Genomic DNA, 15,440 nt, shown 5'->3' with positions numbered 1-15,440 from the left:
GGAACCCCCGGCTCTACGTCTGGACGATGTCCCTGGTCACCGCGGCCTGCTCGGTGAGCGCACCGCTGATCATGGTCTGCGTCTCGTTGATGCGATCGACGATGTCACCGATGCCCGCCAGCGCCTGCACCACGGTCCCGGCGTCCGTCTGAATCGCGCTGACCAGCGTGCCGACGTCCTCGGTCGCGCGGGCGGTGCTCTGCGCGAGCTCCTTGACCTCGCCGGCCACCACCGCGAACCCCTTGCCCAGCTCACCCGCGCGGGCCGACTCGATGGTGGCGTTGAGCGCGAGCAGGTTCGTCTGTTCGGCGATGCTGGTGATCACCTTCACCACGTCGCCGATCTTCGTGCTCGATTCCTCGAGCCGGCGCACCGACGCGTTGGCGTCCACGGTCATCGCCTGCGCCTCGGACGCCACCGAGGTCGCGGCGACGACGTTGCGTTCGGCCTCTTCGATGGAGCTGACCAGTTCGCCGCCGGCGGCGTTGATCCGGTTGGCCTCCTCGATGCGATGCATCGACTCGGCGACCAGATAGGCCGCGTTGCGCAGGGCGGTGGCGCGGCTCTCGGACAGCTCCTCCAGCACGTCGGTGGTGAAGAAGTCCATGGTCCCCAGCACCGTGCCGCGCACGATGAGCGGCAGGCCCACGCCGGACTTCACCCCGGCGCGCTGGGCGGCGGGGGAGCGCACACAGTCGGTCATCTCACCGAGGTCGCGGACGAACATCAGATCCCGCTTGCGCCAGGTCCGGCCGGCCAGCCCGACGCCCTCGACGAAACTGGCCTGCTCGGTCACCCGGCGGAACTCCTCGCCCGCGGTGCCCGACTCGACCACGAACCGCAGGGCGTTCTCGCGGGCGTCGACGTGCCAGTAGGACCCGTACGCCCACCCGAACTCCCGCCGGATGGCGTCGAGCGCGCTGCGCGCGGCCTCCTCGGCGCTGGTGGCGGTGAAGACCGCCCGGAGCACGGCGGTGACGGCGTTGCCGTCCGCCGCCGCGGACGCCTGCCGTTCGGCGTCGGTGAGTCGCTCCACCGTCTGCGAGACGAGCAGGCCGACGGTACGCAGGGTGTCGAGCCGGCCCGGCGACGGGTCCAAGGTCTCGCTGGTGAAGAAGTCCATGGTGCCGATGACCCGGTCGTGGTCGGTCAGCGGGAAACTCACTCCGCTACGGATGCCGGCGTTGATCGCCGCCGGGGCGCGGACGCAGTCGTGCAGCTGCCCGAGGTCGGGCACGAACACCAGGTCCTTGGCCCGCCAGGCGCGCCCGGACAGCCCGATTCCCTCGGCGAACGAGGCGGCCAGGGTGACCGCGCGGAACTCCGGGCCGGCGTCCCCGGATTCGACGGCGAACCGCAGCGTGCGGGTGGGGCCGTCGAGCCGCCAGTAGGAGCCGTAAGCCCAGCCGAACGCCTCCCGGATGGCGTCGAGCGCCGCCTTCTGGGCCTGCTCCGCGGTGCCCGCCTGGCCGAGGGCGCGGACCACCGTCAGCATCGCCTCGCCGTTCTCCCGGGCCTCGGTGACCTGGTTCTGGGCCGCGGTGAGCACGGCTGCGGTGCCCGACCCGAACAAGCCCATTGCCCCCTCCGTCACCGCTCGGCGGACTGACCCGGCTGCCCTAGTTATATGTCCTGACCGGCTCGGTGGGCGGTGGTTACCGGAGATTACCGAATTCTTACCGCCCCGCCGGGGCTTGAGCGATGCACCCGGCAGGCCCCGTACTGCCCGGCGACCACTGCTCACATGCTGGAGGTAGGGAATGCGTAGGCGAACCGGTGTCCTGTGCGCTGTCGCTGTTCTGATCACCGGAGGTGCGGTTTCCACAGGCATCGCCTCCGCCCACGAGACCCCCGGCCACAAGACTCCCGGCCACGGCCGGCCGGCCGGTGCCGGGCGCGACGCCGGCGGCATGGTGTTCGTGCAGTCGAACGACCCGCGGCACAACTCGGTGCTTGCCTTCCGCCGGTCCGCCGAGGGCAAGCTCAGCCCGGCCGGTGAGTTCCGGACCGGGGGCCGGGGCGGGGCGCAGAAGGACAACCCGTTCGACCCGCTGGCCTCGCAGGAGTCGCTGGTCTTCGACCGGGCGCACCGCCGGATGCTGGTGGTGAACGCGGGCAGCAACTCGGTCACCTCGTTCCAGGTGCGCGGGGACCGGCTCACCGACCCGCGGACCGTCTCCTCGGGCGGGCAGTTCCCCACCAGCATCGCGGTGTCCGGGGAGAACGTGTACGTGCTCAACGCGGGCGGCAAGACGAACGTGACCGGTTTCCGGATCACCCCCGACGGCCTGCGCCGGATCAGCCGATCCACTCGCGAGCTCGGCGTCACCAACGACGCGGTGCCCCTGTTCACCGCCTCGCCCCCGCAGGTCGGCTTCAGCCCCGACGGCACGCACCTGCTGGTCACCACCAAGAGCGCCAACACCATCGAGGTGTTCGGCGTCGACCGGCAAGGCCGGCTGTCCGCCAAGTCGGTGTCGACCCGCTCGGCCGGTGACGTCCCGTTCTCGTTCGTCTTCGACCGCGGTGGGCATCTGCTGGTCACGGAGGCCGCGAAGTCCGGTGTCACGTCGTACTCGCTGCGGCGCGACGGAAAGCTCGACGTCATCTCCCGGTCCGTCCAATCGGGTCAGCAGGTGCTGTGCTGGATCGCACCGGCCGGGAAGTTCTTCTACGGCACGAACCCGGGCAGCTCGACGCTCAGCGTCTACAGCGTCGACGCCGGCGGCCGGGTCTCGATCGGTGGCAAGGACGGTGTGATCGCCGCCGCCGGTGGCGCGGCCGCCGTCAAGGAGGTCGCCGCGGCGGCCAAGGACGCCGCTCGGGCCCCCGGCGCCGGTCCGATCGACCTGGCCGCCACGGCCGACGGCAAATTGCTGTACGTCCAGAACACGCTGGCCGGAACCGTCGAGGGTTTCCGCGTCGGCGGCGACGGCGCCCTGACCCTGGTGTCCACCCTGGACAAAGGCTTGCCGGTGTTCGCGAACGGGTCCGGCATGGAGGGCATCGTCGCCTGGTGAGGCGGGTCCTGAACTGCTCGAGTCGCTATCGATGTTCCCTTGATGGAGGAGTGCGAAAATGAAAGCTCGATACCGGCGTCCGGTGCCGAAAAAATCCACCCTGGTCCGAATCCTCGCCGCCGGCACCGCCCTCGCCGCGGCCGGCGTGTTGACCGTCACCTTCGTGTCGGGCGGCGGTAAGGGCACCGCGGACGCGGCCACCAGCCTTTCGCAGTTCGTGCCCATCCAGCGGGTCGCCGCCAACGTCGTCACCCCCCGGCCGGGGCGCGACGCCTCCCGCGGCCGGTTCTTCGTGAACTGCGGCACGAACGGCAACGGCAAGTTCAGCCCGGACAACCCGGTCGCTCAGCCGGGCATCAAGAACGGTGCCGAGCACGTCCACGACTTCGTCGGGAACCTGGCCATCACCGCCAACTCCTCCGACGCCGACCTCGACGCGTCCGGAACCACCTGCCGCAACGGCGACAAGTCGTCCTACTTCTGGCCGGTGGTGCGGATCGACCGCTCGGTGCGGGCCGGGGACAACTCGGTTCAGCAGGCGCTGTCCACCACGTCCGGAACGGTGGTCTGCCCGTCGGTCCGCGACCGGCTCCCGGCCGTTCCGGCGGCCGCCAAGGCGAAGGTCGACCGGTTGCTCGCCGACCTGGACCAGCTGACCGTGTCGGCGGGCCGGCGGGTGCTGGCCACCCGCGGGGTCGACGTGCGGCTCAACAACCAGGTGCTCGACGGGCTGCGAACCCGGCGGGCGGCCGCCATCTCGCAGATCGGTGACATGATCCGGGCCGCCGGTGGTCGTCAGCCCGCGAGCATGGTGTCGCTCACCGAGTGCGACGTCAGCTACGACGGGATCCACGCCGGCACGCACAGCGGCCACACCGCGTCCACCAAGGCCGGCTCGGTGGCCAACCCGAGCGTGCGGTGCCCCGGCGTCCGGGCGAACCTGCCCGGGGTGCCCTCGTCGGCGCTCGACGAGGTCAATCGGAGCCTCGCCGAACTGGACCGGCAGATCTCCGAGGCCAACCAGCGCCTGGTCACCACCCGCGGCCAGGGCGGCCCCGACTTCGTCGACAACGCCATTCTCGGTCCGCTGAAGGCCAAGCGCACCGCCGTCCTCGACCGGATCGCCATCGCGATCGGCCGCACCGGCCCCCGACCGCAGGGCCTGGCGAAATTGGCCGCCTGCACCGTCGACGGCAACGCCCAGAACGGTGGCGGCCAGAACGGTGGCGGCCAGAACGGTGGCGGCCAGAACGGTGGCGGGCAGAACGGTGGCGGGCAGAACGGTGGCGGCCAGAACGGTGGCGGCGCGACACCCGCACCGAGCGGCACCGCGCTGCCCGACCCGCAGGGCCCCAACCTGGAGCTGCCCAACAACACCGGCGGGATCGTCCGTCCCGCGAAGGTGCTCATCGAGTACCGGGGCAACGCCACCAGCAAGGTCGTCCCCATGCCGAAGTTCCTGCGCGCGCTGACCGGGGACGCCAAGCCCACCAGCCGCGGCCCGGCCAACGCCCGCGCCACCTGGACCTGTTCCGGCTTCACCGACCGGCTCTCCGACAAATACCCGATCTGCCCGCAAGGCAGCCAGGTCCAGCGGGTGCAGGACTTCCCGGGCTGCTGGGACGGCAAGAACACCGACAGCGCCAACCACCGCGCCCACCTGGCCTTCGCCGACAAGAAGACCGGCGCCTGCCAGTCGGGCTTCGTCGCCATCCCGCAGCTGCGCATCACCATCTCCTACGACATCCCGCAGGACGTGCAGGCCAAGGGACAGTACGCGCTGGACTCCTTCCCGGAGGAGAACCACAACCCGTTCTCCGATCACAACGACTTCGTCAACGTCAACTCCGTCCAGACCATGCAGCGCATCGCCGCCTGCCTCAACAAGGGCAAGAACTGCGCCTGAGCGCACCGCGTCCGCGGGGTGGCCCGCCGTGTCCCCGAGGACGCGGCGGGCCACCCCGCGTCGGCCGATCGGTCAGCCGGCGGACGGGGCCGGGCCGGTGCTGGCCCGCAGACGGACCTGGATCGGCGGGCCGGGATAGACGCGGTGCGGTTCGCCGTCGAGCACGTCCAGCACGGCCCGGCCGAGCGTGACGCCGTGTTCGTGCACGTCGATGCTCATCGCCGACAGCGGCGGCATCGCCAGCTCACACAGCGTCGAGTCGTCCCCCGCGAGCAGGCTGACCTGGTCCGGCACGGCCACGCCGGAGCGCACCAGATCCTCCTCGGCGGCTACCGCCATCACGTCGTTGTCGAAGACGATCGCGGTGAGCGGCTCGGGGCCGGCGAGCAGCCGGCGGGCGGCGCGGACGCCGGCCTCGGCGCTGTAATCGGCCTCGACGATGCGCACGCCGACGCGCAGCCGTTGCGCGCAGGCGCGCATCTCGGCCGTACGCTCGGCGGTGTGCAGCAGCGCGGCGGGTCCGCTGACCCGGCCGATGGTGTGGTGGCCGAGCCCGGCGAGCAGCTTCATCGCGGCCCGGATCGCGCCCGCGTTGTCGGCGACCACGCTGCTCAGCCCGGCCGGCCCGGGGCAGCGGCCGGCGAGGACGGCGGGCAGGCCCAGGGCGACCAGCCGGGCCGGGCGGGCGTCACCGTGCACGAGGTTGACCACGACCACCGCGTCGACGGTCCGGTCGGCCGCCCAGCGTTCGTAGGTGGCCAGCTCCTCGGCGGTGTCCTCGACGACCAGCAGGAGCACCATGCCACCGGCCGGCATCAGCACGTCCTCGAGGCCGGCGACCAGGTCGATGAAGAACGGCTCGACACCGACCCGTGGTGCGAGGGTGGCGGTGAGGACGAGTCCGATGGTGCCCGACATCAGCGGGTCACCGCCGGCGCGGCGGGGGTTGTCGTCTCGGGCACGGGGACCGCTCCTGTCGTCGCGGCTCCACCTCGAGCGGGGCATTCACCGATGGCCGTCGATCCAATATCTTAGGCAGATGAACGAAGTCGTCAACGGCGCGCGGACGACGGGCGGCACGTTCCGGCCGAGCCCGGTCGCCGGTGACGCGGAGGCGGCAGCGTGAACGGTGGCCGGGGCCGCCGCAACGGCGCCCGCGCGGCCATCCTGGACGCGATCCGGGCCGCCGAGCCGCTGAGCCGGGTGGAGCTGTCCGCGATGACCGGACTCACCGAGGCCTCCGTCTCCACCACCGTGCGCCGGCTGCTCGACGAGGGGCTCGTGGTCGAGACCGGCCGCACCCCGACCGGGGGCAAGCCGCGCACGATGCTGCGCCTCGACCCGGCCGCCCGGATCGCCGTCGGCGCGCACCTGGACGACGACGGCACCACCTATGTGCTGACCGGGCAGACCGGCGGGATCATCTCCCGGATGACCCGGCCCACCCTGGCCGGTCTCGATGCCGACGCCATCGTGCGCCGCCTGGTCGCCGACATCGGCGGCCTGGTCGACGGCTCCGGCATCGACCGCGCCCGCTGCCTCGGCATCGGCCTGGTCTGGGCCGGTCCGCGGGTACGGCCCGGCATCTCACCCGGCTGGGGCCGCTACGGAGAGCACCTCGACAGGCGCCTCGCCGAGGCGACCGGCTGGCCGGTGCTGCTGGAGAACGACGCCACCGCCGCCGCGGTGGGGGAGTACTGGGTGGCACGGGTGGCGGCGGCCCGCTCGTTCGCCGCGCTCTACATGGGCGGCGGCATCGGCGCCGGCATCGTGCTCGACGGCGTGGCGCTGCGGGGCCGGCACGCCAACGCCGGCGAGTTCGGGCACCTCTGCCTGCAGATCGACGGGCCGCCGTGCTGGTGCGGCAGCCGCGGTTGCCTGGAGGCTCTGGCCGGCCCGCAGGTGGTGGTCGAGGCCGCCCTGGCCGATCCGGCCGCGGCCGACGAGGCGGCGCTGGACGCGAGCGCCCGGCGCAGCACGACCGCCGAGTTCGCCGCCGTCGCCCGGGCGGCCCGGGCCGGTGCGCCCGCCTGCCGCGCCCTGCTCGAGGAGTCGGCGCGCTATCTGGCCGCCGCCGCCGAGTCGCTGGTCAACCTGGTCGACGTGGATCTGCTCGTGCTCACCGGGCCGGGCTTCGCCGCCGCCTCGTTCGTCTACGGGCCGGCGATCAGCGCCCGGCTGGCCGCGGCGGACGCGCGCACGTGGCACCGGTCCGTGTCGGTCACGGTGTCCCTGGCCGCCGCCACCGCTTCGGCGACCGGGGCCGCCGCGCTCGTCCTGCAGTCGGCGATGCGCGGCTGAGTCCGGGCTCGCGACCATCAATATCTTGACTTAACTAAGAAAGATGCCGGACTCTGATGGGAGCGCTCCCAAGTCGCTGTCCCCAGAGGAGGAGAACCTCATGAAACACCGCGTTGCCCTCGTGGCAACCGCGGCGGCCGGCCTGTTAGTCGCAGGTACCGTGGCGGTGTCCACCGCATCGGCCGCCACCACCGGCTGTTCCGCCAGCTACACCGTGACCAGCCAATGGCAGGGCGGATTCCAGGGCAGTGTCAGCTTCACCAACCTGGGTGATCCGCTGACCAGCTGGAAACTGGAATTCGACTTCCCGAACACGGCACAGAAGGTGACCCAGGGCTGGAACGCCGCCTGGACCCAGGCCGGCGCCCACGTCACCGCGGCCAGCCTGTCCTACAACGGAGCCGTCGCCACCGGCGGCACCGTGTCCTCGCTCGGCTTCCTGGCCGACTGGTCCGGCGCCAACCCGATCCCGGCCTCGTTCAGCGTCAACGGCATCCGGTGCACCGGCGGCATCACCACCCCGCCGACCCAGCCGCCGAGCACGCTGCCGACCTCCCCGCCCACCACGCCGCCGACCACCGCACCGACGACCCCGCCCACCACGCCGCCGACGACCCCGCCGACCGGTGGTGCCGCCCCGCAGCTGCACGTCGCCGGCAACAAGCTGGTCACCTCGGCCGGCAAGACCTACCGGCTGCTCGGCGTCAACCGCTCCAGCGGCGAGTTCGCCTGCATCCAGGGCAAGGGCATGTGGGACGGCAGCCCGGTCGACCAGGCCGGGATCGACGCCATGAAGGCGTGGAACATCCACGTGGTGCGCATCCCGCTCAACGAGGACTGCTGGCTCGGCCTCGGCGGCTCGCCCAGCGGGCCCGCCTACCAGAAGGAGGTCAAGGCCTACGCCGACGCGCTCGTCGCCAACGGGATCACGCCGATCATCGACCTGCACTGGACCCACGGGCAGTACACCGGCAACATCTCCGCCTGCGCGGACGTCGCCGCCACCTGCCAGAAGCCGATGCCCGACATGCAGTACGCGCCGCAGTTCTGGACCGGCGTGGCCACCATGTTCAAGGGCAACAACGCGGTGATCTTCGACCTGTTCAACGAGCCCTGGCCGGACGGTCCCGACAACTGGGCCAACCCCGCCGCCGAGTGGACCTGCCTGCGGGACGGCGGCACCTGCACCGGCATCACCTACGAGGTCGCCGGCATGCAGGACCTGCTCGACGCGGTCCGCGCGACCGGGGCCACGAACGTGGTCATGAGCGCCGGCCTGACCTGGACCAACGACCTGTCGCAGTGGCTGGCCTACAAGCCGGTCGACCCGACCGGCAACCTGATGGCGTCGTGGCACACGTACAACTTCAACGGCTGCGTCGACACCGCGTGCTGGGACCGGACCATCGGGGCGGTGGCCGCCAAGGTGCCGGTCGTGGCCGGCGAGATCGGCCAGGACACCTGTGCGCACGACTACATCGACAAGGTCATGAACTGGGCGGATCAGAACGGCGTGGGCTACCTCGCGTGGACCTGGAACCCGTGGGGCGTCTGCGGCTCCAGCGGTAACGACCTGATCCTCGACTGGAACGGGACGCCGACCGAGACCTTCGGTTCCGCCTTCAAGGCCCACCTGCTCACCGTCAACCCGTAACACCTGATCGGTGGCGACACCCACGTCACCCGTCCAGGGCCCGGAGCCGTACGCTCCGGGCCCTGTGCCGTTTCCGGCGCTCGGGTGTCGTCAGGCTGTGGCGCAGGCCGCGCCGTTGAGCGCGAACGCGGCCGGGGCCGCCGCGTTGCCGGTGTGGGTGGCCTGGAAGCCGATGCTGACCGACGCGTTCGGGGCCAGTGCGGCGTTGTAGGCGACGTTACGGGCCGTCACCTGGCCCGACGCCGGGGTGTAGGAGGCGTTCCAGGCGCTGGTGATCGCCTGCCCGGCCGGCAGGGTGAAGGTCAGGGCCCAGCCGTTGAGGGCCGTGCTCCCGGTGTTGGTGATGGTCAGGTTCTCGGTCAGGCCGCTGTTCCAGCCGTTCACCGTCGCCGTCACCCGGCAGCCCGCGGTGCCCGCCGGCGGGGTCGTGGGCGGTGCGGAGGTCGGGCCGGACGTGGGCCCGGAGGTCGGCCCGGAGGTCGGGCCGGACGTCGGCCCGGAGGTCGGGGTGCTGCCGGCGAACTGGCTGAAGAACTTCCACACCTCGTTCTTGGTCCAGGTGCGAGCGCCGCTGTCACCGCCGCCGTCCACCGGGCCGGGGGTGTGCCCGCCGTCGAACGCGGCCCAGACCACCGGATATCCGGCGCGACATCCGGAGTACGTGGTGACGATGTGGGTGAGGCTGCCCTGCCTCGGCTCCGGTGGGCTCTGCGCGGTGCAGCCGTTGGCGCGCACGAACGTGTCGCGCAGGGACCGGCCCGCCGAGATGTTGAGCACCGGGTCGCCGATGCCGTGGACACCCATGTACGCGATCGGCTGAGCACCGCCGCCGCACCCGCTGAGCTGCCCGCCGGAATAGACCGCGACCGCACGGAAGACGTTGGCCCGGGCGCACGCCAGCGCATAGCTCATCCCGCCGCCGTAACTGAAGCCGAGGGCGAACAACTGGGTGGTGTCGACGCACAGGTCGTTCTCGATCACCCGGATCATGTCGTCGACGAATGCGGTGTCCTGGCCGTTCGGATTGGCCCAGCCGTTGCCGTTGCCCTGGGGCGCGACGAAGATCGCGCTGTCGCCGGCCAGTTGCCGCTGCCCGTAGTACGACCAGACGGCCCCGTCGGAGCCGCCGGAGTCCACGTCGTTGGCCGTGCCGCCGTTCCAGTGGAATCCGAAGAACAGCCGGTACGGGCGGTTCCGGTCGTAGCCGTTCGGGATCCGCAGGATGTAGGACCGGTTCTGCCCGCCGCTCTGCAGCGTGCGCGCGCCGCTGGTCAGCGTGGGCGCCTTGCCGCAGCCGGCGGTGGTGGCGGCGAAGGCGGGTGACGAGGCGCCGAACGTGAGCCCGGTGAGCGTCGCGCCGACGAGGGCCAGGACCAGCGATACCGCGGTGGCGACGGCGCGGGGGCGGGAACGTGGCCGCGGCCTGGCCGCCGGGGGAAGTGCTGACAGGCGCATCGAGAGTCTCCAATGGTTTCGGTCAGGCGTTGCGCGTGACCGGAGCGGTTCGGCGGACCGTAAAGCGGCGGAAACAACCATGTCAAGTGATGGTCATCGATTGATGCATCGACCGCGAATGTTGCGTGTTTTACCGCCGTGTCCACAGAACAATGGGATTGCTGCTCGATGCTGCAGACGCACGAAAAACGCAATGAAAAAGCGTTATGAGCGCGCGAAACAATCGTACGGCTAACTATTCCGCGCGCTTTACGCCGAGGCGTGCCGGGTCAGCCGGCGAGGAACTGGTCCAGCAGGCCGGGGACGGCGGCGCGGGCCACCCGGATCGCCTCGGCCTCGGGGACGTCGGGAACGGCGTACTGCTGCCGACCGCCGGCCGTCGTGGCGATCAGCGTGGTCAGGCCCACCCGGCGCTGGAACATCGAGGTGGTCAGGTTCCAGCCGATGACCGCGTCGTTCTGCAGGACGTGGCGGCGGCGCACCAGGCTGCCGTACCGGCTGACCAACCAGTTCCCGGTGAGCGCGTGGCCCAGGCTCGCGGCCCGGTCGGCGGCCAGCAGCGCGCCGAGCGGCAGCAGGAGCAGCGCCGCCCCGAACGTCCACCATGACGTGCCGGTGAGCAGCACCGCGAGCAGCACCAACAGGATCAGGATCGTGCTGACCGAGGCGGCCCGGGTGAACCGGCGGCGGGCGGCTTGCGGGCCGTGCCCGACGAGCGCCACCGTGATCGGCTCCGGGTCGTCGATGATCGTGCCGGCCACCCGCACCGCGACCGCTCGGGGCGCGGGCGGCAGCAGGATCGAGCCGCCCCGGTCGGCGCCCCGGCCGACGCGCAGGCCGGTGGCGATGGCCAGCACCTTGGCGCCGCGCACCGATCGGAGCAGCAGCGGTTCGCTCAGTTCCACCCCGCGGAGCCGGCGTTCCTCGATCGTGGTGCTGCGGGTGGTGAGCAGGCCCCGCCGCACGTGCAGGGTGCCGCTGCGATGCCGGCTGAGCCGGAAGTTCCAGAACGTCAGGACGTAGCCGATGGTCGACGCGAGCACGGTGAACACGATCACGGCGGCGGTCACCAGGGCGATCGCCACCGGCAGTGGTGCGTCGCGCAGATAGTCGAGCGAATCGTGCACGACGCCGACGTCCGCGAGGTCGACGTGACCCTCGTTGACCAGGCGGGAGCCGAGGCCGAACAGCACGCCGATGGCGACCAGGCCGGACAGGGTGAACGGTCCGAACCGGATCCAGGCCGGGGCGAGTGTCGCCAGCACCGACTCGGGCGCGTCTTCGGCGGTGGCTGCCGGGGCCGGCCCGCCGGCCGGTGCGGCCGGGCCGGGCGCCGGGCGGTGCAGCAGCTCGCGATGCAGGTTCTCGGCCGCCGCGGCGCTCAGCCCGTCCAGCTTGACCCCGTCGTTCTTCTTGTCGGTCTGTCCGGTGCCGACGGTCACCCGGGCCAGACCGAAGATGCGGTGCAGCAGGTTCGAGGTGACGTCGACGGTGCGGATCCGATCGCGCGGCACGGTCAGCGTCCGGCGGCGCAGCAGCCCGCGGCGCACCTGTACGTGCGTCGGGGTGATCCGGAACGAGGTGGTGAAGTAGCGCAGGAACCCGACGACGATGCCGAGGCCGCCGATCCCCAGCGCCCACCAGCCGCCCTCGCCGCTGTTGCCGCTGCGCAGGCCCAGCACCACCGCGATGAGCGGGAAGACCAGGCGCCGCAACTCCATGACCGGATGCACGGCAAGCATCCGCGGGCTCAGGCGCCGCCAGCCGTCGCCGGTGTCGGCCGGGGCGTCGGTGGGCCGGCCGACCGCGGTGGTCATGTCGCGTCGCCGAGCGTGTGCCCGACCCGGGTCGTGAGGTCGGCGACCAGCTGCTCGGCGTCCTTCGCGGCCAATCCGTCGATCTTGAGCGGGCCGGCCGCCGAAGCGGTGGTCACGGTCACGTTGGCGAGCTTGAACAGCTGCTCGATCGGTCCGCGCTCGCTGTCCACGGTCTGCACCCGGGAGATCGGAGCGATCCGTCGTTCCTGGCTGAGCCAGCCGGTCTGGGTGTAGACCGCGGTGTCGGTGGCCTCCCATCGGTGCACCCGGTAACGCCACTGGGGCATCACGATCAGGTGGACGGCGGCGAGCACCGCCCAGGCCACCCCCACGAGCACATGGGGGAGTTCCGCCTCGCCGCTGTCCGCCACCCACCAGATCACCTGAGGGACCAGGAGCACGATCCACAGCACCGCCGCCCGTGCCGCCCAGTACCACCGGGCCCGCGGGTTGACCCGGTGCATCGGGGGTCGGAGCCGCACCACATCCGCCGTCATAGTCACGCCCTTCACGATGGCACCACGACGGTGGTGCGCACCGGCCCGTTCGTCCTGGGAGCGGTGCGACAAATGTCATGGGTGGGCCGGGCACCGACGATACCGACGAGGCCGGCCGGTGGGCGCACACGCCGACGGGCGCGCGGCGTCACCGCCACGCGCCCGTCAGAAGTGGATCAGGGCAGGTCGATCGGGCGCAGCACCCGGTCGATGCCGTGCGCGATCTGCTTGTTGCCCTTGTTGATGTCGAACCGGATGACCCGCGGGTTGCGGTCGCTGCGGTCGGCGTCGATCAGGGCGATCCGCTTACGCCAGTGGCCGTAGACGTCGACCTTGATCTTCGAGCCGGCGGCCGTGGTCAGCATGGCGTTGTCGGACTTCAGTGCCGTCCGGGCAGTGATCGTGGCACCCGGCACGACGTGGTAGAGCAGCACCGATTCGACGGTGTTGATACCCAGTCCGGCGACGGCGGTGAAGGCCGCCTTCTCGCCGGGCAGCCGCTTGGTGTGCTGGATGTCGGCGACCAGGCGCTCGAACGCGAGGTCGTTGGGCAGGAACGCGGTCAGCGCCGTCTTGCCGTCGGCGAGCACGCCGACCGGGCTGGCCGGCTTGGCCTTCAGGACGGCCTGGACGGCGGCGGTCAGGATGTCGTAGTCCTGCCCGTTGCGGTCGAAGCCGCTCTTGTCGGCGGTGAGCACCGCGGCCAGCGACTTGGTCTTCAACGGCTTGGTGCCGTGGGCCGAGGCCGGCGCGGCGGTGAGGGCGGAGGCGACGACGGCGGCGGTGGCCACGACGGCGACCCTGGTGAACCTCATCTTCGTGCGTCCTTTCGGAGTACGGAGCGGTGGCAGCGGCGCCACCACCCCGTACTTCGCTCGGCCGGTTTCGTTTGGATGCGGTTCTCCCGGACTAATACGTGAGAGTTCCGCGCAGCAGGCTGCGCCCCGAGTGGGTGGCGTCGCCGTCGTGCGGTTCGTCACTGACGTCGACCAGGCGGTACAGGTTGAGGTCGGTGCCCGGCGGCACCGGCAGCACCGCGTCGTCGCGGGCCGGCAGGTTGCCCAGGGCGACCATCTTGGTGGTGTCGTCCGGGTCGATCAGCCACACCTCGTGGAAACCCGTGGTCAGCGGGAGGTTCCGGACGTCGATGCGCACCTTTCCGTCGGCGAGCACCCGCACGTCGCCGCCCGCGGTCGCCGGGACGGCCGCCAGCGGCGCCAGGGTCGCGCGGGCGGTGACCCGCTCGGCCGGGGCCCGGTCGGCGAACCGGCCGACCGCGATCGTGCCGGCCACCGCCACCACCGCCGCGGCGGCCGCGCTGAGCACCGGGACCAGCCAGCGGGGGCGGGCGCGGCGCGGCGCGGTGAGCTCGATGACCGGCGCCACCGGCGTGACCGGCTGCGGCCGGAGGCCGGCGTCGGCCTCGATGGCCCGCCAGAGGTGCTCCGGCGGCGGGGGCAGGTCGCGCAGGTCCTGGACCTGGGAGCCGATGTCCGCGACGTCGCGCAGGGCGCCCATCTCGTGCCGGCAGGCGGCGCACTGCCGCAGGTGGTCGGACTCGCTCCACTCCTGCTGTTCCTCAGAGAGCGCGAGTAGCACCAGCCGATCGGGATCCAAATGCCGCACCGTCCACCTCCCAACGCCGTCGCAGGTTCGCCATTCCACGCCTGATGTGGCTCTTGACCGTGCCCAGCGGCAACCCGGTCACCGCCGCGATCTGGGGGTGGGTCAGATCATCGAAGAACGCCAGTTCCAGGGTCCGCCGCTGCTCCTCGGGCAGCCGGCTCAGCTCGTCGGCGACCACGAGGCGGTCGACGACCTTCTCCGGGGTCTCCGCCTCCTCGGACGGGGCGAGCTGGGCTCGTACCGTCTCGGTCACCCGGTCCTCACGGGCCGCCGACCGCAGGCGGTCGACGGCCTTGCGCCGTGCTATACCCAGCAGCCAGCCGAGCATGCTGCCGCGTTGCGGATCGAACCCGTCCCGGCCGGTCCAGGCCGCCACGAACGTCACCTGCGTGACGTCCTCCGCGTCCGCCCGGTTGCCCAGCAGCCGCTGCGCCAGGTAGAGCACCGCGGCGCCGTGCCGGTCGTAGGCCGCCCGCAACGCTGTCTCGTCGCCGGCGCGTAACCGCTCGGCGAGTTCGTCGTCGGAGCTCATCGACCTCCCTTCCGATCGCCAGTTCTCCTGATGGTTCGCTTTCCGCCCGGCCGGCGGTTGCCCCGGACCTCCGCGGTCCGGCCACGTCCGGGCTCACCCGTCCGCCTTGCCGCCGGTGCCCGCCTCGGCGGCGTAGTCACGCATCGCCGCGGCGACCTGTCGCAGGAACGTGGCAGTGGCGCCGGCCTCCTCGGGGGTCAGCCGGCCGGCCGCCTCCTCGACCCGGCGCAGCAGTGGCGCCAAGGCGTCCATCACCTCCACGCGGGCGTGGTCGGTGGCCACCACCGTCTGCCGCCGGCGATCGGACGGGTGAGCGACCCGCTGGGCGTGCCCGGCCGATTCGAGCCGGTCGACGAGCACGGTCGCCGACGCGGACCGGATGCCCAGGCGCTGGCCCAACTCGGTCGGGCCGAGGCCGGCGGCGTTGCTGAGGAGGTGATCCATGGCGACGGCGTCGTTGACACCGATGCCCAGGCGGTCGGCGAGGCTATGCGTCGCCTCGCCGTTGGCCTGCAACACGTCTCGGAGCGCGAGGGCGACTTCGCTGGATCTGTGCGGTTCTCGCCTGCTCACCACGACATCATACGGCTCTAAGGTAGCGAGATTATCTAGCTACTTGTATAACAAGATTG

General features: G+C 71.7%; 13 protein-coding genes. 4 read left to right on the top strand and 9 right to left on the bottom strand.

Annotated features, from left to right (window positions below; genetic code table 11):
* Positions 1-13: 13 nt before the first annotated feature.
* Positions 14-1,579, bottom strand: a complete 1,566-nt coding sequence (locus tag Afe05nite_RS44710; RefSeq protein WP_203821630.1) for a GAF domain-containing protein — start codon at positions 1,577-1,579, stop codon at positions 14-16.
* A 181-nt stretch (positions 1,580-1,760) separates the two neighbouring features.
* On the opposite strand from Afe05nite_RS44710, the gene Afe05nite_RS35240 reads away from it, so the two are divergent.
* Together Afe05nite_RS35240 and Afe05nite_RS35235 are read left to right on the top strand one after the other, a co-directional pair.
* Positions 1,761-3,020, top strand: a complete 1,260-nt coding sequence (locus tag Afe05nite_RS35240; protein WP_203821629.1) for a lactonase family protein — start codon at positions 1,761-1,763, stop codon at positions 3,018-3,020.
* A 58-nt stretch (positions 3,021-3,078) separates the two neighbouring features.
* The gene (locus Afe05nite_RS35235) at positions 3,079-4,926 is read left to right on the top strand and encodes a DUF1996 domain-containing protein (protein WP_203821628.1); all 1,848 of its coding nucleotides are present in this window, start codon (positions 3,079-3,081) and stop codon (positions 4,924-4,926) included.
* Between the two features lie 72 nt (positions 4,927-4,998).
* Here the strand turns inward: Afe05nite_RS35235 and Afe05nite_RS35230 are convergent, their stop codons facing one another.
* Complete coding sequence (locus Afe05nite_RS35230; RefSeq protein ID WP_203821627.1) at positions 4,999-5,844, bottom strand: LacI family DNA-binding transcriptional regulator; 846 nt, start codon at positions 5,842-5,844, stop codon at positions 4,999-5,001.
* Positions 5,845-6,048: 204 nt separating this feature from the next.
* Between Afe05nite_RS35230 and Afe05nite_RS35225 the strand changes: the two genes are divergently transcribed.
* Entirely contained in the window at positions 6,049-7,227 is a 1,179-nt protein-coding gene (locus Afe05nite_RS35225) for an ROK family transcriptional regulator (RefSeq protein WP_239118435.1), read from the top strand.
* 166 nt (positions 7,228-7,393) lie between these two features.
* On the top strand, positions 7,394-8,881 hold the full coding sequence (locus tag Afe05nite_RS35220; protein WP_307835667.1) for a cellulase family glycosylhydrolase: 1,488 nt from the start codon (positions 7,394-7,396) through the stop codon (positions 8,879-8,881).
* Positions 8,882-8,971: 90 nt separating this feature from the next.
* Here the strand turns inward: Afe05nite_RS35220 and Afe05nite_RS35215 are convergent, their stop codons facing one another.
* The 7 genes from Afe05nite_RS35215 to Afe05nite_RS35185 form a co-directional block, all read right to left on the bottom strand.
* Entirely contained in the window at positions 8,972-10,336 is a 1,365-nt protein-coding gene (locus tag Afe05nite_RS35215; RefSeq protein ID WP_203821625.1) for a CE1 family esterase, read from the bottom strand.
* Positions 10,337-10,605: 269 nt separating this feature from the next.
* A complete protein-coding gene (locus Afe05nite_RS35210; RefSeq protein WP_203821624.1) occupies positions 10,606-12,153 on the bottom strand; it encodes a PH domain-containing protein in 1,548 nt (515 codons plus the stop codon).
* Positions 12,150-12,650, bottom strand: coding sequence for a PH domain-containing protein (locus tag Afe05nite_RS35205; RefSeq protein ID WP_239118439.1), 501 nt, complete (start codon positions 12,648-12,650; stop codon positions 12,150-12,152). Before Afe05nite_RS35205 ends, Afe05nite_RS35210 begins: the two co-directional genes overlap by 4 nt.
* Before the next feature lie 176 nt (positions 12,651-12,826).
* A complete protein-coding gene (locus tag Afe05nite_RS35200) occupies positions 12,827-13,465 on the bottom strand; it encodes a fasciclin domain-containing protein (protein WP_203821623.1) in 639 nt (212 codons plus the stop codon).
* 94 nt (positions 13,466-13,559) lie between these two features.
* A complete protein-coding gene (locus tag Afe05nite_RS35195) occupies positions 13,560-14,276 on the bottom strand; it encodes an anti-sigma factor (RefSeq protein ID WP_203821622.1) in 717 nt (238 codons plus the stop codon).
* A complete protein-coding gene (locus Afe05nite_RS35190; protein ID WP_203821621.1) occupies positions 14,230-14,808 on the bottom strand; it encodes an RNA polymerase sigma factor in 579 nt (192 codons plus the stop codon). The genes Afe05nite_RS35195 and Afe05nite_RS35190 overlap by 47 nt, the downstream gene beginning before the upstream one ends.
* A 93-nt stretch (positions 14,809-14,901) precedes the next feature.
* Entirely contained in the window at positions 14,902-15,381 is a 480-nt protein-coding gene (locus tag Afe05nite_RS35185; protein WP_203821620.1) for a MarR family winged helix-turn-helix transcriptional regulator, read from the bottom strand.
* Positions 15,382-15,440: the final 59 nt, after the last annotated feature.

This window comes from Paractinoplanes ferrugineus, assembly GCF_016862195.1.
In the GTDB taxonomy this organism is placed as follows: Bacteria; Actinomycetota; Actinomycetes; order Mycobacteriales; family Micromonosporaceae; genus Actinoplanes; species Actinoplanes ferrugineus.
This window is presented reverse-complemented; position numbering and strand designations above follow the sequence as displayed.